The following is a 25,831-nucleotide window of genomic DNA, read 5'->3' on the forward strand; positions in this document are numbered from 1 at the left end:
GGATGTACCCTTTTAGTCATTATCGATTGTTCACGTTTACCTTCTACTATTGTGTTCACTGACAATCATATTCACCACTGACATGATCACAGCAATCAAAAAAGCTGATCCAAAGGAAGCAAAATTAAAATTAGATGCTCCAACAAAAAAGGAAGTCATCTTCAAGATTGCCGCATTGATGACAAATGTGAACAAGCCCAGTGTCACTAAAGTGAATGGTAGTGATAAAATTGTTAGAATAGGTTTAATGAACATATTCAAGATAGACAATACGAAACTTGCTAAAATAGCTGTCCAAATACTATCTACATAAATCATCGTCGGAAAAATCACTGCCAGAGAGATGAACGTCAACGTATTCACGATGAGGCGCTGAAGATAAGACATTAGAAGTCACTCCATTCGTCATCATTGACCTTTTCCGCCTCTTTACGTTTTTTTGTTTGTTCATGATGATAATTATTATTTTGATAATATTGGTTTTCATGCCCATAACGAGTCTGTTTGTTTCGTCCAGAAGGGATGAGCAAAGCCAATAAAATATATAAGATAACTGGACTTCCAAATGCCACTAAGCTTAGGAATACATAGATCACACGAACTACCGTTGGATCAATTCCAAGATATTCTGCAATCCCAGCTAATGTACCAGTCAAAACAATATTTTTATTTGATTTTGTCAATTTTCTTTTCATTTTACTTTCACCTCTGTTCTATTCATTTTAATGGAAGAAAAAGAGTGTGACAATAGATAAACTGTTCATTCTCACTACACTTTTTCTCCAAAGATTTTTGCTTTTCCTCGTTAAAGGAACGAATGACCAAGTATCATCGTCTAATAGTGAACGTACATCCCACTTATCAATCCTGCTTTCGATTGTTAGAATAAGCTAACTCACCGGTTGATTACTTTATTGATCCGTATCTTTTAAATAAATACTACCAGTCGTAGTCGATAATTGGATTCTAGCTACCTCATTTTCAGAGAGACGACGGAACTGTAGTAATTGATTGGTCCGTTCTTTTTTTTCACGGATTACTTCATAATCAGTCAGGCGGCTGTTGATGCTGCCTAAACTTGTTTTCGCATTACCTTCCATGCCAATTCCTGTTGGTAAAGCTACTTTGACATTGCCATTGACTGAACTTGCTTCAATTTTTTTCAAATGTTCTTCTTTCATTGTCAACCGTACATCCCCATTAACGAGAGAAACGGAAAGATTTTCAGGGGTTGTTCCTACAGTGACCGTACCATTCACTGTTTCGATGATTGAATCTAAGATTGCACCTGATTGAACATCGATATTCCCATTAACGCCTTCAATTTCAAGCATGGTTGCTTGTAATTTTTGAATGACGATATTTCCATTTGTCGATTTGGTGTACACATCTTTACCTTCTAAGTCGTTAATCGTAATATTCCCATTTAACAATTTGATTGCTGTATGGTCATATACTCGTTTTGGTAAATAAAAGACTAGATCCGCACGTACACGTTTATTTGGGATTTGGAATGAGACATGCTCATCATTGACTTCAATTTGACTACGTTCTAAGAATGCCTCGAATGGTTCTGCATTCATTTTACCGTATAATTTGATTTTAGCTTCAACTTTCACGTCTTCACTTTCCCAAGTTTTCAATGTGACATTTCCGTTTGCAGCTTTGATATCAAGAATACTTGCTGCAGGTGCTTCATAATAAAATTCGTGTTCAAATTTTGTCGTTGCGATACCTGGTACACGGAGATTGACATCTTTCCATTCCATGTTTTCATTGACTGTTTCCGATACCGTTTGGAATGTCTTCCGCAAAAACTTGCCTAGCTGAGAACCAGCTTCAGACATTTTTTCTCCAACTTGGTTCAATGTATCGTTGGCTTGTTCTTTCCAGTCATCTGGTAACTCAAATTTATCAGCAATTGTTTCTTTCTTTTCTGTCCATTGGTTTTTGCGAATATCTTTTAATTCTGCTTCTAGTTTCAATTGTTCTTCTGTTAATTGTTCACTCGCAGCTTCTAATTCCTTGATCTCAGATTCAAGAGTCTTTCTTTGGAGAAGCTCATCTTCTGTTAGTTCATCCAATTCTTCTTTGGTATTCAGCTGCATCAATGTTTCCTGTTTGTCATTGCGTGCCGCTTTATTTTGTGCTAACTTTTCATTCACTTCGTCTAAATGAGCCGACGTTTGATTGGCTTGTGTTGCTAACTCATCTAAGATACGTTCCAAATTTTCTTGATCTTCTTTTTCATTTTGTTTTGGATCGGCATTAAAATGGATTTCTTCTGATGTGCCATTTTCCAATTCATCGATCAATTGAGTTGCTTGATCTTTTTCTTTATGACTAGCAGTTACTTTATCTGCTTCTTTTGCGATTTGCTTTTCATCTTTCTCAGTTGCCATGCTTTCTAATAAATCTAAGCCCTCTTCAGTGGAAAGGATCCCTTTTTTAACTAAGTCTAAAATACGTTCTCTTTCTTTCATGGAAATTGCCTCCTTAAGCAAATATAGTTTGCAAGCTTTTCCTTACATTCATATTATGCACGGAATGGAAGAAAAAGTCATAGGACTTAAGTTGTAACTTTTTCTCCAACTTGAGTTACTGAACGATTTACTTCCCATTGAACCAGCCAATAATGCTTTAAAAACAATATTTCTTTCCCTTTTTATGGCAAGAAATATTGTTTTCTAATTTTTTATGAATTATGTATGAATATTATAGATATTAAAAAAGCAATTGGATAAATGACCATAAATAGCGTATAACACGAAACAGGATAACTAGTAAAAATATATTTCCGACAATAAAACGTCCCATATTACCAATGCTTTCTTTTAAATTACTAAATGTAAACCGACGCAAAAAACGTGGCATTGAATGATAGCCGTTTCGCTTCAAACGAAACTTTTCTTCATAGGTTAGTTCAAGCATATCATAATAAACAATTTGAAGTGGTTCACGCGGAAAAAAGGACTTGGAGAATCCAACCATCAATGTATACTGTTTATTCCTTGACGGCAAATTACGCATACCAGTTTTGTTAATCCTGACACTCTTGTCTTCAAGATCATTATAGCTATACTCTGCTTCTTGGATCTTAACGATTTTTGCTTCTGGTTGATTTATCTCTAGATATTTTTGATAGACCTCTGGAAATTTTTGTTTTTGCAGATAAAGATAAATACCTCCCCCAGCAATGATTATCATCAGTAAAACATTATAAAGCAAATGTTCCTGAAAGATGCCTGTATAAGCCAGAACAATCACGAGTACGAATGCTAAGATTAGAATTCGCTTCCAATAATAACTTTGATACATTCTTTTGATTGTCCGCTCATAATAAGCAAAATCTTGCTCAACAAATTTCATCTTCTTTCACTCCTTTTCATCTCTATGCTCTTATTATAATTGAACGAGTTGAAAAAACAAAGACTAGTCGCTGAATTTCGATTATACAAATGACAATTAGTCTTGACCTTTTTCTCTCAGAGAAGTCAGCAATATTCACTCTAAGTCTTCAAGTTACAAAAAAACCGAAGAATTCCTAGGATATTTCCTATTTAGGAATTTTTCGGCTTATTTCTCATAACTCACACGTTGATCGTTACTTTCCAATCTTCAAGAGTTAGAAAATTTCGTTATGATTTGAGTTTAATTCGGTGATTTTTCCTGTAGCTAGATACACGATCCATTCACAAATATTCGTTACATAATCGCCAATCCGTTCTAAGTAGCTGGCAACATTTAGATAATCTGTCCCACTGATGACTGTTTCTGGATCAGACTGCATATTTTTGATCGTTGCATTGTAGATGCGATTGAAATAATCATTGACCCGTTGATCCATATTTGCGATCGTTCGAGCATCTTTTTCATCCGTTTTGACGTAAGCAACCAACACATTGTCCACCATTTTTTTGACATAATCAGACATATCAGAGATTTCTTTTTCGATCTCTGGGATTCTGGTTTGACCTTTCACACGGATCGTTGATTTGGCAACTGAAACCGCATGATCTGCCATTCGTTCCAAATCAGAACTAGCTTTCATCACGGTAATAATCATCCGTAAGTCTGTAGTCACTGGTTGTTGCAAAGCAATCATTTCAAAACTTTTTTTCTCTAAACGTGTTTCCATGTCGTTGATTTTAATATCATTTTCGATCACTTCTTGTGCAAGTGCTTTATCATGTTTGATATAAGAACGAACTGATTTGTGCACTGCACTACTTACCATCATCCCCATCTCATAAAATTGATTATGAAGGTTAAGTAGTTCTTCTTCAAACTGTGTACGTAACATTTCGTTTCCTCCTTATCCAAATCGCCCTGAGATATAGTCTTCCGTTTCTTGTTTTTCTGGAGTCATAAAGATTTTTTTCGTATCATTGAACTCAATTAAATTCCCATCTAAGAAAAAGGCTGTTTTATCAGAAATCCGTGAAGCTTGTGACATATTATGCGTAACTATAATCATAGTATATCTTTCCTTTAATTCCAAGAGCATGCTTTCAATTTTCCCAGTAGAAACAGGATCAAGCGCACTAGTTGGCTCATCTAACAAAATAATTTCTGGATTGACGGCTAACACTCTTGCAATGCATACCCGTTGTTGTTGACCACCTGATAAGGATAAGGCACTTTTATGCAGTTTGTCTTTGACATCATCCCACACAGATGCAGCCTTTAAACTTTCTTCGACTACTTGATCAAGGACTTTTTTATCTTTTTCGCCTTTTAGTTTTAACCCATAGATCACATTTTCGTAAATCGAAAAGGGAAAAGGATTTGGTTGTTGGAAGACCATTCCGATTTCTTTACGCAATTCAACAATGTCCGTTTTAGGGCCATAGATATCTTTTCCTTTATACAGGACACTTCCAGTGATCGTCACACTCGGTATCAAATCATTCATTCGATTCAATGAGCGTAGATAAGTTGATTTACCACAGCCAGAAGGACCAATCATCGCTGTGATTTCGCCTTGATTGAAGCTTAGATCGATTCCTTTTAACGCTTCTTTTTTTCCATAATATAAGTGAAGATCTTTTGATGAGATAATTTCTTTTGTCATAACGAATCCTCCGTCTTACCCAAAATGACCCGATACATAATCTTCGGTCGCTTTAATTTTTGGTCTAGTAAATATCTTATTCGTTTTATCGTATTCGATCGCTTTTCCTAAGTAGAAAAAGGCAGTGTAGTCACTGATACGAGCTGCTTGTTGCATGTTATGGGTCACTATGATGATCGTGTAATCATCTTTTAGATTCACTAATGTTTCTTCCACTGTCCCAGTAGAAATCGGATCAAGTGCGCTGGCTGGTTCATCTAATAACAAGATATCCGGTTTCATCGCAATCGCACGTGCAATACATAAACGTTGTTGTTGACCACCTGACAAGGCTAAAGCACTTTTATCCAGGCTATCTTTTACTTGATCCCATAATGCTGCTTGTTTCAAGCTGGTCTCAACGATCTCATCTAATTTCTTCTTGTTCTTTTCGCCATGTTGCTTCAATGCAAACGTGATATTTTCATAGATTGATTTACTAAATGGATTTGGTCGTTGGAAAACCATTCCGATTCGCTTACGCATTTCATAGACATCAATTTGTGGCGCATTGATATCGACATCTTTGTACATGATTTTACCAGTCACCTTAGTATTTGCGATCCCATCATTCATCCGATTCAACGAACGTAAATAAGTTGACTTACCACAGCCAGAAGGACCGATTAAAGCTGTGATCTTATTCTTTTCAAATTCCAGATCAACACCTTTGATTGCTTCGTTGTCACCGTACCAAACATGAAGATCATCTGTATAAAGGGCAATTTCTTTTTCTTGACCCATTGTGATGATATTTCTTTCATTCCAATTATATTCTTTCATCTTACTTCTTCTCCTTAAGCTGAAGTCATTTTCCGGTATAAACGTTTACCAATCGCACGAGCACCAAAATTGAATAGTAATACTGCGATAATTAAGACCGCTGATGCTCCAGCAGATACTGATACACCATCTGGCATCGTTCCTTCCGTATTGATTTTCCAAATATGAACAGCTAGTGTTTCAGCTTGACGGAAAATACTGATTGGACTAGAGACACTCAATGGATTCCAGTTTGAGAAATCAAGTGCAGGCGCGCTTTGCCCAGCTGTATAGATCAAAGCTGCTGCTTCCCCAAAAATTCTCCCTGAGCTTAAAATGACTCCTGTTAAAATCCCTGGAGTTGCCTCAGGTACAACTACACGAATCACTGTTTCCCAACGTGACAAACCTAATGCAAGCCCTGCCTCACGCTGTGTGTAATGCACCGCTTGTAAAGATTCTTCTACCGTTCTCGTCAATAGAGGTAAGTTAAAAACTGTTAAAGCTAGTGCCCCAGAGATAATGGAGAAGCCATACTGGAATTGGATAACAAAAACTAAAAAGCCAAACAAACCAACAACTACAGATGGTAATGAGCTTAATATTTCAATTGAAGTACGGATAACATCCGTCAACCAGTTTTTACCAGCATATTCAGAAAGGTAAATACCGGCTCCTAAAGAAAGCGGAAAACTAATGATCATCGTGATCAATAATAAATAAATCGAGTTAAATAATTGGATACCGATTCCGCCACCTACTTGATAGGCTTTTGATGGTTCAGTTAAAAATGACCAAGAGATATGAGGAATTCCTCGAACTAAAATATATAAAAGTAACGCAGCTAAGATCAATACAATAATTCCCGATATTGCATAAAGGACTCCTGTTGCGATTTTATCAGAGCGTTTTGCGTTCATTATTTCAATGCCCCTTTCTTACCAATCATTCGGATCACGATATTAAAGATTAATGACATCAATAGCAAGATCAAAGCTAATGACCATAACACGTTGTTTTCAATTGTTCCCATGATCGTATTTCCGATCCCCATTGTTAAAATCGACGTCAATGTTGAAGCAGGAGTTGTTAATCCTGTTGGCATCAAGGCAGCATTCCCGATGACCATTTGGATCGCTAATGCTTCACCAAATGCACGTGCCATACCAAATACAACGGCTGTCAAGATTCCCGGTACAGCAGCTCGTAAAACGACTTTATAGATCGTTTGCCAACGTGTAGCTCCTAAAGCTAATGATGCTTCACGATAATGACGCGGCACAGCTTTTAAGGCATCGACTGTCATAGTCGTCACAGTTGGTAAGATCATGACAAACAAAACAAATGTCCCAGCTAAAATACCAAAACCAGTTCCGCCAAAAATGTTTCGGATAAATGGTACGATGACTGATAATCCAATAAAACCATAAACAACAGATGGAATGCCAACTAATAGTTCAATGACTGGTTGCAAGATTTTTGTGCCATTTTTTGGAGATATCTCTGTCATGAAGACCGCTGCACCGATGGCAAAAGGTGTCGCGATGATCGCAGATAAAAAAGTAACGATAAACGAACCAGCGATCATTGGTAATGCCCCGACCATCGGTTTACCATCTGCACCAATTTGTCCAGGATTCCAATTCGTTCCAAACAAGAAATCAAATACGTTGATCTTATCAACGAAAAAGGTCGCTAATCCTTTACTTGCAACAAAATAAAAAATGGCTACTACTACTAGAACGATCAAGGCGATACATAAGAAGCTGATGAATTTACCACGCTGCTCCATTTTTGAACGTTTTGATTTTGTTAATAATACTTTTTTCACATCTTCCACAGATGATTCCCCCCCAGTAAGGTTTAACATACTTATACAGTGTACAAAGCGAACATCAATTTGAGTTTAATAACATGTAAAATTTATGCGAAGTTTGTAAAGATTGTGTAAAGATGATTATTTTACAATATTTCCTTCCCAATCACGTTCTACTTGCATACGTGAAACCGGAATATAACCTAATTCACCTACGATATTATTTTGAACTTCTTCTGATAGCATGTAGTTTAAAAACTCTTTCGTTAACTGTTTTGGTTGATTTTTTGTATACATATGTTCATAAGCCCAAATGATCCATTTATTGGTCGTAACGTTGTCATCGGTTGGCTCTACACCATCAATACTCAAAGTAGCCACATCGTTGGTTACATATGAGAAAGCGACATAACTAATTGCTCCTGGAGTATCTGCAACGATTTGTCGCACCATTCCGCTTGAATCTTGTTCTTGCGCACGAATCGCCGTTTCTCCATCAAGGACCCATTTTTCAAAAGTACTACGTGTCCCACTTCCTGATGCACGATTTAAAATAACCACTGGTTGGTCTTTCCCGCCAAGTTCTTTCCAGTTGGTGATTTCACCCGTAAATAACTTCCGTAAGTTTTCCATTGAGATGTCTTTAACGCCCACTTCCTTGTTAACGATCGGTGTGATCCCAACTACAGCCACTCGATGATCAACTAAAGCAGATGCATCGATTCCAGATTTTTCCTCCGCAAATAAATCAGAATTCCCGATATCTACTGCTCCAGATTGGACTTGAGATAATCCAGTTCCACTTCCTCCACCTTGGACATTGATGAATTTCCCAGGGTTTGCAGCCTGAAAAGATTCAGCGACTGTTTCAACTAATGGTTGCAATGCGGAAGACCCGACAGCTGTAATGGATTCTCCTCGATCGATCCATTTTGAACAACCTGATAAAAGAATAGTTAATCCTATTATTGGTAAAAGTAATTTTAATTTTTTCATTTAGAAATCTCCTTCAGTCCTAAAGTAAGTTCATTTTAACATTTAACAAAATACTTGAAAACGAATTAAAATTATAAAATAACAAAAATAATGATTATTAATAAAAAAACACTATCTCATTAGGTTATTCTATGCTATACTGGCTTTGAAATGTGTCTCTTTATCAAACATTATCTAACTTATTTCTTGCTTTCCCCAAAAACAAGAAGTACCCCAAAGTTAGTTTTGTTCCTGTGAGACGCTTTCTCCATTTCTGACAGTTTACAGAAATGGCCCCGACAGAAAAAGGACATGAGCTGACGTCTTAGACGCCTCCCTCATGTCCTTTTTGATTAGCTGGAAGTAGCAATTATAATAATGGCGAGATCAATCGTGCCAAACCTTCTTTTAATTTGATGATAAATCCTCGATTTTCATAGCGTTCTTTGGTTAACAGTTGTGACTTTCTTGAATCAGCAAAGAAAGCTTTTCTTACGTGAGTCGCCATTCCTTCATCATAGATCAACGCATTCACTTCAAAGTCTAATTTGAATGAACGGACATCAATATTTGCTGAACCAATTGAAACTATTCCACTGTCAATGATCATGGTCTTAGCATGGATAAACCCATTTTCATAGGTTTTGATCACTGCACCATATTCGATTAGTTCTGCTGCAAAAGAATAAGTTGCCCAATAGACTAACGGATGATCAGGTTTATTGGGAATCTGAATCTGAACTTTGACACCAGAAAGCAAGGCTAATTTCAATGCTTCATGAATGGATTCATCTGGGATATAGTAAGGCGTTTGAATCAATATTTCTTTTTTTGCTAATGAAATCATTTTTAAATAAGTCAATTTGATTTGTTCATGCTCAGAATCTGGGCCACTTGTGACGATTTGAAGTGCTAAAGTGCCTACAGAATCAATTTTTGGGAAAAATTTTGGTGCATAGCTGACTTCTTTCACGTGCTGCGAGTTCCAATCCATCAAAAAACGATTTTGTAGCGTATAAACTGCTTCCCCATAGATTCGCAAATGATTGTCTCGCCAATAACCAAACTTTGAAACTTCTCCTAAATATTCGTTTCCTACATTGAATCCACCAGTATAACCAATTTTCCCATCAATGACAACGATTTTACGATGGTTTCGATAATTGATTCGTGGATTGATATAAGGGACAAATAGTGGAAAGAAAAAAGCGACTTCACCACCAGCTACCTGTAATTCGTGGAAAAATTTTGCATTTACTTGGGTAGACCCCCAAGCATCTAATAATACTCGGACTTTGACCCCTCTTTGAGCTGCTTCAGTCAGCGCGTCACGCACTTCCTTACCCAGAGCATCGCCCCGATAAATATAATATTGTAGATGGATATGATCTTTTGCCTGCTTAATGTCTTCAATCAATGCATCAAATTTTTCTCGTCCATCCGTAAATAAAGTCACTTCATTTCCAGTTGTGTACAATGTACTTTCAAACACTGTCAGCATATAGATTAGTTGCTTGACATCAACTTGTCCTGTTGGTGGATGCGGATAAAGTCCTCGCATCAAGGCTTGTTTGTCTTCTTCAATTTCCAAGTTCTTCCCGATTTTCCCTTGAATCTTCAAATCAAAGATCTTGTCTTGTGAAATACCTCTGCCAAAAAAGATATATAAAAGAAAACCGACAATCGGAATAAACATTAATACTAACAACCATGCCCATGTCTGAGCGGTTTCTTTTCGTTCACGAAAAACAATGACAATTGATAATAAGATATTCGCAATTAAGATGATCGTAAAAAAATTATCAACAACTACTCTCATGGCTCACCTCTTCACTTTTACACCTACTTAAGAATAGCCGAGATGTTTTTTAAAGTAAAGTGAAAGTATCAGACAGATAATGATCTCAATGAATTAAAATACCTACTGCTGAACCAATATGACCCCTATTGATCATTACTTGATATTATTTTTTTATTTTATATTATGAGACAAAAAATGATAGCGTTTTACAAAGAGATTGAGACAAAAGTGTTTAGCATCAAGAAATAAGAAGGAATTTCCGAAAATTGACAAGAAACACAAAAACTAGTTTTTGATGTTGATTGTTACCTACTTGGTGCTTCTCAAATTTTTGGTAAATTTCGGCAAATTTTCCGAAGATGCTGCTTTTGTCTCACCATGAATCAGAGGTCGTGAAAACATCGGGCAGCTCTGATGACAATAAGAAAGAATTTTTTGAAACAGCTTCTCATGTTTTGAAAAATTCAGGCTTATTTCAAGGAGCTGATGTTTGAACACCGTTTAGCAAGAGGTCGTGAAAGAAGCGTTTAGCTCCGAGCAAATAAGAGAGGATTTTTTAAAATAGCTCCTCATATTTTAGAAAATCATCGCTTATTGTTGAGGAGTTGCTTCTTGAACACCGTGAATCAGAGGTCGTGAAAACATCGGGCAGCTCTGATGACAATAAGAAAGAATTTTTTGAAACAGCTTCTCATGTTTTGAAAAATTCAGGCTTATTTCAAGGAGCTGATGTTTGAACACCGTTTAGCAAGAGGTCGTGAAAGAAGCGTTTAGCTCCGAGCAAATAAGAGAGGATTTTTTAAAATAGCTCCTCATATTTTAGAAAATCATCGCTTATTGTTGAGGAGTTGCTTCTTGAACACCGTGAATCAGAGGTCGTGAAAACATCGGGTAGCTCTGATGACAATAAGAAAGAATTTTTTGAAACAGCTTCTCATGTTTTGAAAAATTCAGGCTTATTTCAAGGAGCTGATGTTTGAACACCGTTTAGCAAGAGGTCGTGAAAGAAGCGTTTAGCTCCGAGCGAATAAGAGAGGATTTTTTAAAAGAGCTCCTCATATTTTAGAAAATCATCGCTTATTGTTGAGGAGTTGCTTCTTGAACGCCGTTTATTCGTTTTTAGAGATACTAGAAGAGACTGAGACGAGTTTTGTCCCAATCTCAACTAAAAAAGCAGACAGAAAAATGAATTTCTGTCTGCTGATTCATTGAATCATCCATTTAAACTTTAAAGTTGTTGGATCTTCTTGAAACAACTCGTCCCATCCTTTCATATGGTGAAACGATGGAAATGAATTAAAACTTCAAGAATCTTCTCATCGAAATAATTGATCCTAATGAACCGATAATGATTCCGATCCCAGCCATCAAAGCGTTGATTTTCCACACGATATCCTGTGGTTGGATCAAGGAATAGTGGGAGCGCAATAATGAAGGGTTAAGCATTCGGAATACTTCTTGGTACCCAAATGTAATCAGCAATACCGGAATAATTGCACCGATCAAACCAATCCAGCCACCTTCTAAAAAGAATGGCCAACGAATGTAGCCGTTTTTGGCACCAACTAATCGCATGATTTGAATTTCTTTTTGGCGAGATAAGATCGTGATTCTGATTGTATTTGAAATCAAAAACATTGCAATAAACAATAATAATGCTGCTGCAGCTAAGCCCCATGTTCGAACAGTTCCTGCAAGCTTAAGAATTTTATCTGAAGACGTTCCACCGTAATCCGCGCGAGAAACATTCGCTAATTTTCCGGCTTCTTGAGATACTTGTTTCGTATAAGAAGGTTCTGACGTTTGAACGACATAAACATCATATAACGGGTTGTTATCTCCTTCAAATAAACTCCATGAATTCCCCATAGCATCCTGGATCTTTTTCAACTCTTGGTCTTTACTTGAGAATTTGACACTTTTGACGTGATCAATCTCTTTTAATTGTTTTTCAAGAGTCTTCATATCTTTTTCATTCGTGCCAATATCAACGAAAACAGAAACATCTACGTTGCCTTCGATATCTTCGGCTAGTTTCGTTGCATTCATGATCACAGCCATGAACACCCCAACTAATGTTAATGTGATCGTCACGGCACTCACTGAAGCGACAGTCATCCAGCCGTTACGCTTTAAACTCTTGATACTCTCTAATAAATGTCGGAAAAAGGTTCTAATCATCGTATCCATATTCCCCTTCCGCTTGGTCACGTATGATTCGTCCATTTTCGATGGCGATCACTCGATGACGAATTGTATTCACGATCGTACTGTTATGGGTTGCCATAACGACCGTTGTCCCTTGAGCATTGATTCGGTCCAATAACTTCATGATCTCCCAAGAATTCTCCGGATCTAGATTTCCTGTAGGTTCGTCAGCAATCAATACTTTCGGCGTATTTACGATTGCACGGGCAATCGATACCCGTTGCTGTTCCCCACCAGATAGCTCACTTGGAAAAACACGCACTTTATGTTTCAATCCAACAAGATCTAACACTTCCATCACACGTTTTTTGATATCTCGTGGTTTTCTACCGATTACTTGCATCGCATAAGCGACATTTTCGTAAACTGTTTTTCTCGGCAATAGTTTGTAGTCTTGGAAAACTACCCCGATTTCTCTGCGTAAGTAAGGAACATCTTTGTTTTTGATTGCCATTAAATCATGACCAGCAACATTTAAGGTTCCTTTTGACGCTTTTTCTTCTCGATACATCAATTTGATGAATGTAGATTTCCCAGCCCCTGATGGACCAACTACATAAACGAACTCTCCTTGATCGATAACAACCGATAAATTTCGGATTGCAGTCGTACCATTTGAGTACTTTTTCATGACATCCTTCATTTCAATCATGGCGTTCTCTCCATATCTTTTCTCAGTCTCTCACCATTATAGCATGGTAATGTTTCATCTTGCTTTCAAAATCTTACAATTTTATTTCAATTAAAGTCAACTATTTAGAGGTGCATTTTTAAATATCCGTCAATAAATAAGTCTAAATCGCCATCCATTACAGCTTGAACATTACCAGTTTCTACGTTTGTCCGGTGATCTTTTACCATTGAATATGGATGGAAGACATAGGAACGAATTTGTGAACCCCAACCAATTTCTTTTTGCTCCCCACGCAATGCTGCAGCTTCTTGTTCTTTCTTTTCAACCTCAAGTTGATACAATTTCGCTTTCAACATGCTCATTGCTTGTTCTCGGTTTTTTAATTGTGAACGCTGCGCTTGACTAGCTACGACCGTTCCTGTTGGAAGATGAGTGATCCGAACGGCAGACTCTGTTTTATTGATATGTTGTCCTCCGGCACCGCTTGCTCGGTACGTATCGATCTTCAAGTCATCTGGGTTGATCGCAACATCAATCGTTTCATCTAGTTCTGGCATCACATCGACCGAACAAAACGAAGTGTGGCGCCGTTTGGCTGAATCAAATGGGGAGATCCGAACAAGACGGTGGACACCTTTTTCCGATTTTAAATAGCCATATGCATTATGCCCTTTGATCAGTAAAGTCACACTTTTTATTCCTGCTTCATCCCCTGCTTGGTAATCCAATGTTTCCACTTGGTAGCCATGTTGTTCTGCCCAACGTGTATACATGCGTAACAACATACTTCCCCAGTCTTGGGATTCTGTACCCCCTGCTCCAGGATGAAGTTCGACGATTGCATGGTTGCGATCATATGGACCATCTAAAAGCATGGCTAATTCATAAGTCTTCATTTTTTCGTCTAATAGTTGGATTCTGTCTTCAGCTTCTTGTTGCATTTGTGCATCTGGTTCCTCTTGCAACATTTCTACCATTAGGGCTAACTCTTCTAATTCTTCAGCTAACGCATTGAATTGATCATACGTTTCTTTATTTGTGTTGTTTTCATTGATCACTTTTTGTGCTGCTTCGCTATCATCCCAAAAACCAGGCTCTGCCATTTTGGCTTCAGCTTCAGCGATGTCTTCTTCCAACCGATCTAAGTCAAAGAGACCTCCTGAAACTTGTGACCTTTTCTTCCATCTCAGCTAATAAGTTACGGATTTCTGAAATCTCCATAAACTTCCCTCTTTCTATCTACATTATTTTATGTTTTATTCAACCACTTTAGTTTAACAGAAACGCTTCATAACAGAAAGAAGGTGAGTCGATTCTTAATCAAAAAGAACCGATCTCACCAATCTTATCTGCTAGCTGTCAAAAATTAGTTCTCATCTTTTCCATGACAGTTTTTATATTTTTTCCCGCTACCACATGGACAAGGATCATTTCTGCCTACTTTGTTCACGTGAACCGGTTGTTTTTTGGCACTTGTGTTGCTATTTTCTTTTGCATCACCGGTAGTTGGTTGAACTGCTTCGCCGGTTGACACTTGCTCCCGTTGAACATTTTGACGAATCTCAGCTTTCATAAAGAGACGAGTCACTTCATATTCAATCGCTCCAACCATCTCTTCAAACATCTTGTATCCTTCTGTTTGATACTCAACCAATGGATTGTTTTGTCCATATGCTCTAAGACCGATTGATTGGCGTAATTGATCCATAGCATCGATATGATCGGTCCATTTCGAATCCACTACTCGTAGAATGACTACTTTTTCAAATTCTAGTAATTGTTCAGGTCCGTTGAGCTGGTTAGCTTTCGTATTAAATACTTCTTGTGCTAACTCATTTAAATATTCTTTGATCTGTTGCGGTTCTTTCCCTTTAAGATCATCGATCGAGATACTGTCTTCATGGACTAATGTACTACCCGCAAAATCAACGATTCCTTCAAGGTTCCAGTTGTCTTTTTCTAGTTGTGTGTGCGCATCTACTACCCGACTGATCGTACGTTTGATCATATTCATCATTGGTTTAGACAAACTTGTTTCTTCCATGATGACTTCTTGACGTTGTTTGTAGATAACTTCGCGTTGTTCTCGCATTACATCATCGTATTGTAAGACATTTTTACGAGTATCGTAGTTATTTCCTTCGACACGTTTTTGTGCTGATTCCACTTGTTTTGTCAGCATCTTACTTTGGATCACTGCATCCTCTTCACCGATTTTCATGCGATCTAAGAATGCTTTGATCCGTTCAGAACCAAATCGTTTCATCAGATCATCTTCCAATGAAAGATAGAATTGAGACATCCCTGGGTCTCCTTGACGTCCAGCCCTACCACGTAATTGGTTATCGATACGACGTGATTCATGACGTTCTGTCCCGATAACAGCTAGTCCGCCTAGTTCTCTGACACCAAGTCCCAACTTGATATCTGTACCACGTCCAGCCATATTCGTTGCAATCGTCACCGCACCTTTTTGACCAGCATTCATGATGATTTCCGCTTCTTTGAAGTGGTTTTTTGCATTCAATACTTCATGTGGGATACGTTCACGATTCAACATATCAGACAATAATTCTGAAGTTTCTACTGCTACCGTTCCGACAAGAACAGGTTGTCCTTTGCGGTAACGTTCTTTGATGTCTTGCACCACCGCTTGGAACTTGCTAGTCAATGTTGGATATAACAAATCAGGTCGGTCGTCACGAATGACTGGACGATTTGTTGGGATTTGACAAACTTGAATATTATAGATTTCCCGAAACTCTTCTTCTTCTGTTTTTGCTGTACCAGTCATACCTGACAGTTTCTTATACATTCGGAAATAGTTCTGGAACGTGATTGTCGCCATCGTTTTCGTTTCGTCTTCGATCTCTACGCCTTCTTTTGCTTCAATCGCCTGATGTAATCCATCAGAATAGCGGCGTCCATCCATGATACGACCAGTAAATTGGTCAACGATCAAGACTTTTCCATCTTGGACCACATAATCAATATCCAAGATCATGATATAGTTGGCACGCAATGCTTGATCCAGATGGTGGGTTAAGGCAGTATTTTCAATATCATATAGATTTTCTAAGCCAAATGTTTCTTCGGCTTTCTCGATCCCCGCTTCAGTCAAGCTGATTGTTTTCGATTGCACATCGATTTTATAATCTTCTTCTTCTTTCAAACGTTTCACAAAATTATCTGTTCTTGTATATAAAGCTGTTGATTTTTCAGCTTGACCTGAAATAATCAACGGTGTTCTTGCTTCATCGATCAAGATCGAATCGACTTCATCGACAATCGCATAATTCAATGGTCTTTGAACCATTTGATGACGATAAACGACCATGTTGTCTCTTAGATAGTCGAAACCTAATTCATTATTGGTACTATAGGTAATATCACAATTGTAAGCATCTCGTTTTTCGTCCGCTGATTTTGAATTGATATTCAAGCCAACTGTTAAACCTAAAAAGTTGTATAATTCGCCCATTTCAGAGGAGTCACGAGTAGCCAGGTATTCATTGACAGTAACGACGTGAACGCCTTCTCCCGTCAATGCATTCAAATAAACCGGCATTGTTGCTGTTAAAGTTTTCCCTTCACCAGTACGCATCTCTGGGATATTTCCATCGTGAAGAACGATCCCCCCCATCAATTGTACATGGTAAGGATAAAGTCCCAACACTCGTTTGGCAGCTTCACGAACTACCGCAAAGGCTTCCGGTAATAATTGATCTAAAGTTTCCCCATTTTGATAGCGAGCTTTAAACTCAGCTGTTTTTGCTTGTAATTGTTCATCTGTTAATGCTGCCATTTCGTCAGCATGATCTTCTACTTTTTTAGCAATACGATCTAAACGTTTTAGTTCTTTTTTATCATTTTCGATAATCGAACGAATAAAATTGGCCATGCGTTGTATAATCTCCTTTTTACATATATTATCCAGATTATGTAGATTCTAGTTTCTATTTTATCATTAGTTCTAGATAATTGAAATATCTTAACACAATTAATGTAATATATTCACAATTAATTCACAATTTCTGACGTAGACAAAAAAGAAGCTGTGGCAAACCGTGAAGGGTTTGCCACAAGCTTTTTACTGCTTTTTCTAATTGTTATTTATCAGTCGGTTTCAATCAAACCGTATTTGCCATCTTTACGACGGTAAACGATACTTGTACCATTGGTTTCTGCATCTTCAAAAATAAAGAAATTATGACCAAGCATGTTCATTTGTAGAACAGCCTCTTCACTGTCCATTGGTTTCAGTGATAAACGTTTCGTGCGGACAATGTCTAATTCAGAATCATTTTCATGATCGGCATCGTCAGCTTCGTTATTGAATAATACCGCTGCATCGGCTGTGTTCATACCGGTTTCGCGAGATTTACGGTTAATTTTTGTTTTGAATTTGCGGATTTGTCGTTCCAATTTGTCAACTACCAAATCAATACTTGCATAAAGATCAGGTGATGTTTCTTCGGCACGCAATACAAGATAAGGTAATGGAATAGTTACTTCCACTTTCGCTGTTTTTTCAGTATAAACTTTTAAATTTACATGTGCTGTAGCATCGGGTGCATCACTGAAATAGCGTTCAAGTTTTCCTACTTTTTTCTCAACGTAGTCACGAATCGCTTCAGTTACTTCGATATTTTCACCGCGTACATTGTATCTAAACATAAAAATTACCCCTTTCGTCTACCACAATCAAGAAGGAGAAGGACCACTCTTTCCCTCTTCTTACTACCATTATATCGAACTCTAATCCATTTGCAAACTAAATCGCTATCAAGGACATTCGTTTTTCATTTATTTATCGAGCTAGCGAAAAGGTGCGGATTTTTTCAGGAGCATGTGGCAATAAACAAGAAGCCGCATGGAAAAGAGTTTGCCCCGTCGTATAGACATCGTCTACCAACAATACTTTTTTCCCTTTGATGATCGTTGGAACAACAGCTAATTTGAAAGGTTGGGTAGTTTTTAAACGTTCCTGACGTGTTTTTTGGGATTGTGGAAGTGAATGATCAGAGCGAGTCAGCAGTTGACTATAAGGTATTTTAGCTACTCTCAACATTTCAATGACCTGATTAAACCCACGTTCTTTTAAACGTGCAGTGGCTAGTGGGATTGGACAGATTTGATAATCGCTAAATTCTTGTTGTATTATTTGCAACTGTTTAGCAAATGTACCTGCCAGTCGGACATCTCCCATAAATTTATAGCGATTTAACCATTCTTTGAAGGCTGAATCATAGTAAAAACAAGCATGATGACTGAAATCATAATTGGGATAGTCGTTTTTCCAGGCAATACAATCTTCACAATACGTAATATCACCAGGCAGTTCTTTCTGGCAAGTTCGACAGCTTTGCTGTTTATTTATCGGACGAAACAAATTTGAACAGTCCTCACAAATTTGAGGAAGAATCTTTCCCAACCCAACAATCTCGCTGATTTTCAAATTTCGGATGACTTGTTTTTGACAATAACTACAACGATTCATGTGTTTTTTCTCCTCTAGGCTCACTATTTTTCATAGCAAGCTGCTTTTTTCCCTGACGATTCATTTCTTTGATCTCACGACAGGCTAATTTGATAGCTTTTGTCAGTTCTTCATAGAAAAAATAGACTTGGCTATTGGTAAAATCTCCCTTTCGATCGGCTCGACCAGCGATTTGTACAAGGGAAGATTTAGTAAAAACACGGTGATCAGCGCCTAAGACGATCACTGACACATTTGCAAATGTTACCCCACGTTCCAAAATCATTGTAGTAAGTAACACATCATATTGTTGCTTTCTCATTTGCTGAACTTTTTCTGAACGGTTTGGATCTTTTGCGGATGCATCGGTAATACGGTACATGGGTAAACAACGCTTTAACAGTGAGGCTAATCGATTCATCAAGGCAATCGACGGACAAAATAATAAGACATGATTTTGTTGGAGCAGCATGTTTAGACACTTCAAAAGTGGTCGAAGTTTTTTTTCTTTCAAACATTTATTCGGCCAGTCATTCCAAAAAAACAAATGTGGTTCAGGCAATAACCGTTGATGGAAGCGAAGTGGCAATTGATGGATCAAAAAGGTTGAACGGATTTTTTTCAGTAGCTGCTCATTAGGTGTCGCACTTAAATAGATAAATGTTCCTTTTGGTTTAATTGCAGTTTCAACAGCATAAGCTAATCCAGGATCTCCTGCAAAAGGGAACGCATCCACCTCATCGACGACTAACAGATCAAACGCCTGATAAAAACGATACAGCTGATGCGTAGTCGCAATCACGAATGGACTAAAGCGATAGGCTTCTTTCTTTTTTCCATGAAGCAGGACAATGTCTTCTTCTGGAAAAACGCCACAAAAACGCAGGTAAAGTTCGTTACACACATCAACCCTAGGTGAAACTAATGCGACTCGTCCACCTTTTTCTAACGTTTTTATGACCTTTTCATAAAGCATCTCAGTCTTTCCCGCTCCTGTCACAGCCCAAATCATGTGCTGTTTTCCCGAGACATCAGTGACCAAGTTCGTAGAAATCGCTTGTTGAGTTGGCGTTAACTTTCCTGTCCAAGCAAAACAGACATTTCTTTTCGGCAACTCAGGTTGTTCAAATAAAAATAATTCTTGTGTGTTGTCACAACGACCTAAAAAAAGACAAACAGGACAAAAGAGGATTGGTTGCTTTTGCTCTGATTTACCTATTTTTGTTCGCTTGTTGCACCGATTACATTTTAGCCAATTCCCTTGTAAATGAATGGCGGCTAGTTTCTGATAGCGAATCTGTTCAAAACTCTCTGTCCATTCTCTCAAGTCTCTCGTAAGTAATCGTCTACCATATAAACTGCATAAACTACTTTTTTTCATCTAATCCCCTAAAAGAAGATACGCTACATCAGTCCATTCTTCAAAAAATTTGAGAATAAATGGTTATTTGAAACGGTTGGTATAAAAAATAAGCCAAAAAATCCTTGAATAGGCGCCCTATTCGCTGGATTTTTCGGCTTATTTCCGATATGAACATCTTAGTATGCTCTGTCCTTTATTTGTTTTCAATTAAATGGATGGCTTGTTGTAATACTTTTTCGCCATTCATCAACCCATAATCTGCCATATTGATAATATCTAATGGGATTCCTTTTGGCTCTAGACGTTTTTCAAAATCAGCTTTCATGAAGCGGACTTGTGGTCCCAACAGCAAAACATCAACTTCTTTAGAAGCTAGCTGATTATCGGCATCAGAAGCTGATACGGCAAAAATATCCGTATCAATTCCTTGTTCTTCAGCAGCTTTTTGCATTTTTGTTACAAGTAAACTGGTACTCATCCCAGCAGAACATACGAGCATGATTGTTTTTTTAGTCATTTTACTCTCTCCATTCTTTTAACTTTTGCAAACGATTTCTTTTTTGCTTGTGTGATTATTATACAAAAAAGCAAGATAATGTCAACGTTTTCTTATCAGTCGAATAGCCAACTCGATTTAACTAATTGATTGAACACAACATATTCTTTTTTTAAATTGATCACCACAACCTCGTAGCCAGCATTGATCCAGCCATATGCTCCTTTTTCTGGGTGCTTATAATCATTTGCCCACCAATCAGTGCTTTGTCTAGCTGATTTAGGGAGCCCATAACTTGGAAAAAGAAGTTCGTCGATCTGTGTAAATGTTAAAGTAACCTGTGATCCCCCGTTATTTTTTAAATATTGGGTGATGGCGTCATATTTTTTTATGCGTTCTTTCATCCCCATCTCACCTTTCTTTCTTCTATTATCCCATAGACTCTCTTCATTACTCAAGTATTATAAGTGTTGAAACTAAAGGAATAATTCATTATACTTTGACTATTATCAACTACTTGTAAGGAGGAAGCATCACGCTGAATAGTTATAGAACCATCCAAGCAGACGGTCAAGCAGAAATCGAAGTCAAAAAATCTCGTTTTATTTGCTCTATGAAACGAATTGAAACGGAAGCAGAAGCTAAAGCGTTTATTCAGGCAATGAAAAAAGAGCATTGGAAAGCAAACCATAACTGTAGTGCTTTCGTTCACGGTGAAAAAAATGAAATTCAACGCAGTAGTGATGACGGTGAGCCTAGTGGTACGGCAGGTGTCCCAATGCTGGAAGTACTAAAAAAAAATGAATTGATCAATGTGGTCGCTGTCGTCACACGCTATTTTGGTGGGACAAAATTGGGTACCGGTGGTTTGATTCGTGCCTATACACAGGCTGTTTCTCACGCACTAATTGAAATCGGGATCGTTGAAGGAACACAACAGCAAGAAATAGCTGTCCATATCACCTATCCGCAATTAGGTAAATTAGAAAATATGCTTGAGTTGAAACATATTCCTATAAAAGAAACGATCTACACAGACAAAGTCACGGTTCACTGTTTGATTGTAGAAAAAGAAGTTACTGCATTTAAAACAGCAGTCGTTGAATTATTGAATGGACAGGTGGAATTTACAGATGGTCCAATTTCCTATCATGAACAACTGGTAGAAGCTGACCAGTAATCACTCTATCTGCTGATCTCGAAATCAAAAAAGAAGAGCCTAGGACAAAACTTGTCTCAGGCTCTTCTTTATTTGGACTGTTTCGTGTCCCTCTTTTATTTCTCTAAATAAAATTCAAAACGATTCCCTACATATTGCGTACGAACATATTCAAATGGGGTACCGTCATCAAAATAAGAAGTTTGGCGTAAACGTAACACAGCATCTCCTTTTTTTACTTCTAAATATTCTGCAATTTTTTCTGAAGCAAGAATGGCTGTGATTGTTTGATTAGCTGCCCCGATCTTATGCCCACTTTTCTCTTCGAGTACCCGATAAAGAGAATTGGTAATTTCAGATTTACTATAGTCTGCAATAATCTTTTGCGGGATACTGGCTACTTCAAAACAGATTGGTATATCATCAGCATAACGAATTCGTTCCATACGAAGAATCGTTTCGTCTTTTTCCAGTTGCAGCTTCTCCATTTCACTAGAACTTGGGGAAGTTAAAAAATAAGAGATTGTCCGACTAGAGGGTACTCGATTCTGTGATTCCATAATTTCAGTAAAACTGGTCGCACCCGACATCTTTTCTTGGACTTTTTCTCTTGCTACATATGTACCTGAGCCAATTTTTCTTTCCAAAATCCCTTCATCAGCCAGGTTTTGAATGGCTTGACGTAAAGTCATTCGACTAACATTGAATTTCACTGCCAATTCTCTTTCAGAAGGAAGGCGATCACCGATTTTCCAAATACCTTGTTCGATTTCACTTTTGATCTGATCATGGATTTGTATATAGACTGGTAGTTGATTCGACATAACGTATATCCGCCCTTTCATTTCCTTTATTATAACTGGTATATACCTGGTTCACAACTGAAAAGGAAAAAGTTTCTTTTGCTCGACTAATTGTCGATCAATCATTTGCCAACCCGATTATTTTATCCAAAAGTTTATGTAAGTAAATGTGTGTCCTTCCTCTTTAATCCAAGTGGAAGGATTGAAAATCATTTTTTAAAATAACAAAATCTCCAAAAGACAGCAAAATCACTGTTTTTTAGAGATTGTGTTATTCTTAACGGTTTTTTGAAAGCCATTTTTTTGTGTGATTGGTTGGACGCTTTGATTTCACTTGTATCGCTTTTTCTGATTTTTTCGGTAACCGGACTTCTACCTGATACTTTTCCGACTTAATCAAATCATAGATTTTCTCTGCGGTCTCATCTACTTTTTCTTTCCACTTCATTTTACTGCCCCCTTTTTTTGATCTATCTACTATTCACTCTAGCCTATTTCATGATAATCTTCAAGAAACAAGCTGTTTTCACACAAAAAAAGAGTGATCTTAATAGATCACTCCGTACTACTGGGGTAGCTGGATTCGAACCAACGCATGAGGGAGTCAAAGTCCCTTGCCTTACCGCTTGGCTATACCCCAATGAAATGGAGGAGAGTGGATTCGAACCACTGAACCCTAAGGAACGGATTTACAGTCCGTCGCGTTTAGCCACTTCGCTACTCCTCCGAAAGGTTTGTATCAACCTGACTTAGTTATAATACCTAATTTTCCAGATTTTTGCAACCCCTTATTGAAAATTTTTTTGATATTTTTTTATTCGTGTAGATTCCAGTGACGAATAACTGTTTCTATCGCGTTTTCAAGACTCTTTTCTTTCCCAAAATCTTCTTCACCAAAAAAAATTTCAAATTCTTTTGGTCCATAAGCCAAAATTTCCCCAATCATTTTTTTACCAATAAATAACTGAGTCACATCATAAGTTGTTCCTTTGATTTGTTTTTTGACTTCTTCGATACGTACTTCAATATCTTTATTTTTTTTTGACATCTTTTTCCACCTCCATGATAGTTTATCATATTCATTCATGGAATGCCTACCATATGTCTAAAAGTTTTGTTCAACGCTATGCATCATTGAACTAAACCTTCACGTTGAGCGGTGAAATTGGCAGCTGCTCCAATCAAGTTTGCATCATTTCGATAATCACATAATAAAATTTTAGGATCAAAGTCATTTAGTTCTAAATCAGTAGTTAATTGTTTCATTCGTTGATTGATTTCTGTTAATAACCCTGCTTTTGCAGAGATCCCCCCACCAATCACGATGACTTCAGGATCAATCGAAAATTGGATACTAAACAAACCTTTTGTTAAATAATTATAAAAATTATCTACCTCTTCTTTTGCTAGTTCATCCCCTTGTTCTGCTCGTTCAAAGACTTCTTTTCCGCTATAAGTCGTACGTGAAACTCCCAAACGGTCACAGTAACGCCAAGCCATTTGAACTGCTGTACCAAGCTTACTAAATGTTTGATTGCCTTCTAAGAACATCAAGCCAAATTCTCCCCCGTACAAATGAGCGCCTTTATTTAGTTGTCCTTGGGTAAAGATTGCTCCACCTACTCCAGTCCCAAGTACAACAAATGCTACATGTTGATATTCTTTCGCTGCGCCTTCATAATACTCAGCCATTCCAGCACAATTAGCATCATTTTCGATCGTCACTGGTAAATGGAAGAGTTCCTCCAGTTCATGAAAAATATTGAATCCGTGGATATAAGGAATGGCACTAATCCCTTCAATCAGCTGTTTCTCCTGATTCACTACTCCAGGTGCGCTGATTGCTATGCCTTCAATCGCCTTCTGTTTTACAAACGTTTGGAATACCTGTTTTAAATGCGCTTTCATTTCTTCCCATGTCTTAGGAGTCGGAAATTGGCTGGTGTCTTCAAGCGCTTGTCCATTCCAATAGCCATATTTTACTGCGGAACCACCAAAATCAAAAACTAAAATACCCATCATTTATTTGTCTCCTTTTCTCATACTGTTTTTATTTTAAGTCAAGCCACAGTATTTTGAAAGCCTTTTTATGGATGAGTTCAAATTTTCTTTGCTAGAGTTACTTGATCTCGTAAACGTTGGCCATTTTCATAGATTGGCTGTTTATAATTTTTGACAAAATAATCTTTTTCTCTAGAAATTTCCAGGAAGCCGATTTTTTTATACAGTTGTAAAGCTGCTGATGACGTACTCCCCGTCCGAATAATGACTTGTTGTTGGGTGGTTTTTAACTTTTTCATTTCTTTTAGTGTATGGGTAAGCAACGCGTAGCCGATTCCTTGACCTTGAACTTTTGGAGCTACAGCTAAATTCATTATTTCAAACACTAATTTATTTGTGAGAAAAACGATCACTCCCTGAATGTCGTTTTCTGCTTTCCATATAAAACCAGACCCTTGATCAATGTATCGTTGGACGTTTTCCTCTTCAGGATCTGCATCCAACAATAATAACCAAGGTAAAGTTGATTGCTCTAGTTTGACAATTCTTTTTTCTTCAGAATGCTCGGTCTTACCTGACTGTTTATTTTTCATCATAATTAGGCATCTCTTTATCTTTCTTATTACGTGTCAATTGGCAATTTAAAGGCACGTAATCGATTCCGCCCTTTACGAATGGATGGCAACGCAAAATGCGTGCTGTCCCCATCAGCGTTCCTTTAAATGCACCGTGTACTTGAATCGCACGTATCATATAGTTTGAACAAGTAGGATAGTACCGACAGCTAGGTGGAAAAGCAGGAGAAATAAACCGTTGATAAAAACGGACAATAGCCACTAAGATTTTTTTCATCTCATCACCTCATTATTAAAGCTTTGCTCCTCATTCTCCTATTCATGACAAACGACTGTTCAAAGGAGCAATAATCTGCCAAACAGTGGAATGACTCACAATAAAAAAGGACTTCTCAAAAGCGAAAATTCGTTTTAAGAAATCCTTTGTTTGCTTACACTATCATTTTCACACAACTCTTTATCTGAAAAAATCTTGGATGTGCAGCCACAAACTTGGTTGAAAAACCTTAAACGGATTTCCACCACCGATAACCCCGTATCCAATCATTGTTCCAGCTATAAATAAAAGAATCAGTAATAGTATGACAACTAAAATCTTCACCAATGTGATTAAAATATACCGTTGGCTACTCATTTTATCACGTCC

28 protein-coding genes and 2 tRNA genes are annotated in these 25,831 nt (G+C 37.5%); 1 reads left to right on the forward strand and 29 read right to left on the reverse strand.

Going from position 1 to position 25,831, the window contains the following annotated elements; all coding sequences use genetic code 11:
• Positions 1–36 precede the first annotated feature (36 nt).
• The 20 genes from IGK21_RS09205 to IGK21_RS09300 all read right to left on the reverse strand — a co-directional run bounded on the left by IGK21_RS09205 (position 37) and on the right by IGK21_RS09300 (position 21,051).
• Positions 37–387, reverse strand: a complete 351-nt coding sequence (locus tag IGK21_RS09205; protein WP_010737969.1) for a phage holin family protein — start codon at positions 385–387, stop codon at positions 37–39.
• Complete coding sequence (locus IGK21_RS09210) at positions 387–695, reverse strand: PspC domain-containing protein (RefSeq protein WP_010718558.1); 309 nt, start codon at positions 693–695, stop codon at positions 387–389. The genes IGK21_RS09205 and IGK21_RS09210 overlap by 1 nt, the downstream gene beginning before the upstream one ends.
• A gap of 216 nt (positions 696–911) precedes the next feature.
• Positions 912–2,483, reverse strand: coding sequence for a daptomycin-sensing surface protein LiaX (gene liaX, locus IGK21_RS09215; protein WP_010737970.1), 1,572 nt, complete (start codon positions 2,481–2,483; stop codon positions 912–914).
• 241 nt (positions 2,484–2,724) lie between these two features.
• On the reverse strand, positions 2,725–3,369 hold the full coding sequence (locus IGK21_RS09220) for a hypothetical protein (RefSeq protein WP_034699165.1): 645 nt from the start codon (positions 3,367–3,369) through the stop codon (positions 2,725–2,727).
• A 256-nt stretch (positions 3,370–3,625) separates the two neighbouring features.
• The gene (gene phoU, locus IGK21_RS09225; protein WP_010718561.1) at positions 3,626–4,303 is read right to left on the reverse strand and encodes a phosphate signaling complex protein PhoU; all 678 of its coding nucleotides are present in this window, start codon (positions 4,301–4,303) and stop codon (positions 3,626–3,628) included.
• A 12-nt stretch (positions 4,304–4,315) separates the two neighbouring features.
• Complete coding sequence (pstB, locus tag IGK21_RS09230; protein WP_010718562.1) at positions 4,316–5,074, reverse strand: phosphate ABC transporter ATP-binding protein PstB; 759 nt, start codon at positions 5,072–5,074, stop codon at positions 4,316–4,318.
• Between the two features lie 15 nt (positions 5,075–5,089).
• Positions 5,090–5,896, reverse strand: coding sequence for a phosphate ABC transporter ATP-binding protein PstB (gene pstB, locus IGK21_RS09235; RefSeq protein WP_010718563.1), 807 nt, complete (start codon positions 5,894–5,896; stop codon positions 5,090–5,092).
• A 14-nt stretch (positions 5,897–5,910) separates the two neighbouring features.
• A complete protein-coding gene (gene pstA, locus IGK21_RS09240) occupies positions 5,911–6,795 on the reverse strand; it encodes a phosphate ABC transporter permease PstA (protein ID WP_010718564.1) in 885 nt (294 codons plus the stop codon).
• The gene (pstC, locus tag IGK21_RS09245) at positions 6,795–7,715 is read right to left on the reverse strand and encodes a phosphate ABC transporter permease subunit PstC (protein ID WP_010718565.1); all 921 of its coding nucleotides are present in this window, start codon (positions 7,713–7,715) and stop codon (positions 6,795–6,797) included. Before pstC ends, pstA begins: the two co-directional genes overlap by 1 nt.
• A 117-nt stretch (positions 7,716–7,832) precedes the next feature.
• Positions 7,833–8,687 carry a phosphate ABC transporter substrate-binding protein PstS gene (locus tag IGK21_RS09250; protein WP_010718566.1) on the reverse strand — a complete coding sequence of 285 codons (855 nt, stop codon included), beginning with the start codon at positions 8,685–8,687 and terminating at the stop codon, positions 7,833–7,835.
• Between the two features lie 349 nt (positions 8,688–9,036).
• Positions 9,037–10,485, reverse strand: coding sequence for a cardiolipin synthase (gene cls, locus IGK21_RS09255; RefSeq protein ID WP_034699161.1), 1,449 nt, complete (start codon positions 10,483–10,485; stop codon positions 9,037–9,039).
• A gap of 1,278 nt (positions 10,486–11,763) precedes the next feature.
• Positions 11,764–12,648: a permease-like cell division protein FtsX gene (gene ftsX / locus IGK21_RS09260; protein ID WP_278250225.1), complete on the reverse strand. Its 885-nt coding sequence runs from the start codon at positions 12,646–12,648 to the stop codon at positions 11,764–11,766.
• A complete protein-coding gene (ftsE, locus tag IGK21_RS09265; protein WP_010718569.1) occupies positions 12,641–13,327 on the reverse strand; it encodes a cell division ATP-binding protein FtsE in 687 nt (228 codons plus the stop codon). Before ftsE ends, ftsX begins: the two co-directional genes overlap by 8 nt.
• Positions 13,328–13,431: 104 nt before the next feature.
• Positions 13,432–14,530, reverse strand: a protein-coding gene (prfB, locus tag IGK21_RS09270) for a peptide chain release factor 2 (protein WP_178243920.1) whose coding sequence is annotated in 2 segments (ribosomal slippage) — positions 13,432–14,457 and positions 14,459–14,530 — 1,098 coding nt in all. Because the reading frame shifts where the segments join, the coding sequence is not laid out codon by codon here.
• A gap of 145 nt (positions 14,531–14,675) precedes the next feature.
• The gene (secA, locus tag IGK21_RS09275; protein ID WP_034699158.1) at positions 14,676–17,210 is read right to left on the reverse strand and encodes a preprotein translocase subunit SecA; all 2,535 of its coding nucleotides are present in this window, start codon (positions 17,208–17,210) and stop codon (positions 14,676–14,678) included.
• Between the two features lie 215 nt (positions 17,211–17,425).
• A complete protein-coding gene (gene hpf, locus IGK21_RS09280; RefSeq protein WP_010718572.1) occupies positions 17,426–17,986 on the reverse strand; it encodes a ribosome hibernation-promoting factor, HPF/YfiA family in 561 nt (186 codons plus the stop codon).
• A gap of 133 nt (positions 17,987–18,119) precedes the next feature.
• Positions 18,120–18,809 carry a ComF family protein gene (locus tag IGK21_RS09285; RefSeq protein ID WP_034699156.1) on the reverse strand — a complete coding sequence of 230 codons (690 nt, stop codon included), beginning with the start codon at positions 18,807–18,809 and terminating at the stop codon, positions 18,120–18,122.
• A complete protein-coding gene (locus IGK21_RS09290; protein WP_181918610.1) occupies positions 18,796–20,169 on the reverse strand; it encodes a DEAD/DEAH box helicase in 1,374 nt (457 codons plus the stop codon). Before IGK21_RS09290 ends, IGK21_RS09285 begins: the two co-directional genes overlap by 14 nt.
• Positions 20,170–20,344: 175 nt before the next feature.
• Positions 20,345–20,668 carry a PTS sugar transporter subunit IIB gene (locus IGK21_RS09295; protein ID WP_010718577.1) on the reverse strand — a complete coding sequence of 108 codons (324 nt, stop codon included), beginning with the start codon at positions 20,666–20,668 and terminating at the stop codon, positions 20,345–20,347.
• 95 nt (positions 20,669–20,763) lie between these two features.
• Positions 20,764–21,051, reverse strand: a complete 288-nt coding sequence (locus tag IGK21_RS09300; protein WP_010718578.1) for a DUF7662 domain-containing protein — start codon at positions 21,049–21,051, stop codon at positions 20,764–20,766.
• A 128-nt stretch (positions 21,052–21,179) separates the two neighbouring features.
• On the opposite strand from IGK21_RS09300, the gene IGK21_RS09305 reads away from it, so the two are divergent.
• Positions 21,180–21,827: a YigZ family protein gene (locus IGK21_RS09305; RefSeq protein ID WP_438719482.1), complete on the forward strand. Its 648-nt coding sequence runs from the start codon at positions 21,180–21,182 to the stop codon at positions 21,825–21,827.
• 95 nt (positions 21,828–21,922) lie between these two features.
• Here the strand turns inward: IGK21_RS09305 and IGK21_RS09310 are convergent, their stop codons facing one another.
• The 9 genes from IGK21_RS09310 to IGK21_RS09350 form a co-directional block, all read right to left on the reverse strand.
• Positions 21,923–22,630 carry a GntR family transcriptional regulator gene (locus tag IGK21_RS09310; RefSeq protein WP_010718580.1) on the reverse strand — a complete coding sequence of 236 codons (708 nt, stop codon included), beginning with the start codon at positions 22,628–22,630 and terminating at the stop codon, positions 21,923–21,925.
• 256 nt (positions 22,631–22,886) lie between these two features.
• Positions 22,887–23,057, reverse strand: coding sequence for a hypothetical protein (locus tag IGK21_RS09315; protein ID WP_010718581.1), 171 nt, complete (start codon positions 23,055–23,057; stop codon positions 22,887–22,889).
• A 120-nt stretch (positions 23,058–23,177) separates the two neighbouring features.
• Positions 23,178–23,249: transfer RNA gene (locus IGK21_RS09320), tRNA-Gln, on the reverse strand.
• A gap of 6 nt (positions 23,250–23,255) precedes the next feature.
• A tRNA-Tyr gene (locus IGK21_RS09325) sits at positions 23,256–23,336 on the reverse strand.
• 87 nt (positions 23,337–23,423) lie between these two features.
• Positions 23,424–23,657: a DUF2969 domain-containing protein gene (locus IGK21_RS09330; protein WP_010718582.1), complete on the reverse strand. Its 234-nt coding sequence runs from the start codon at positions 23,655–23,657 to the stop codon at positions 23,424–23,426.
• An 83-nt stretch (positions 23,658–23,740) separates the two neighbouring features.
• Positions 23,741–24,628: an ROK family protein gene (locus IGK21_RS09335; RefSeq protein WP_034699200.1), complete on the reverse strand. Its 888-nt coding sequence runs from the start codon at positions 24,626–24,628 to the stop codon at positions 23,741–23,743.
• Positions 24,629–24,708: 80 nt separating this feature from the next.
• On the reverse strand, positions 24,709–25,206 hold the full coding sequence (locus IGK21_RS09340; RefSeq protein WP_034699149.1) for a GNAT family N-acetyltransferase: 498 nt from the start codon (positions 25,204–25,206) through the stop codon (positions 24,709–24,711).
• Entirely contained in the window at positions 25,193–25,462 is a 270-nt protein-coding gene (gene yidD / locus IGK21_RS09345) for a membrane protein insertion efficiency factor YidD (RefSeq protein WP_010718585.1), read from the reverse strand. Before yidD ends, IGK21_RS09340 begins: the two co-directional genes overlap by 14 nt.
• 180 nt (positions 25,463–25,642) lie before the next feature.
• Positions 25,643–25,819: a DNA-directed RNA polymerase subunit beta gene (locus IGK21_RS09350; protein WP_010718586.1), complete on the reverse strand. Its 177-nt coding sequence runs from the start codon at positions 25,817–25,819 to the stop codon at positions 25,643–25,645.
• Positions 25,820–25,831: the final 12 nt, after the last annotated feature.

Source organism: Enterococcus sp. DIV1421a, from assembly GCF_051711025.1.
GTDB classification, from domain to species: Bacteria; Bacillota; Bacilli; order Lactobacillales; family Enterococcaceae; genus Enterococcus_B; species Enterococcus_B hirae.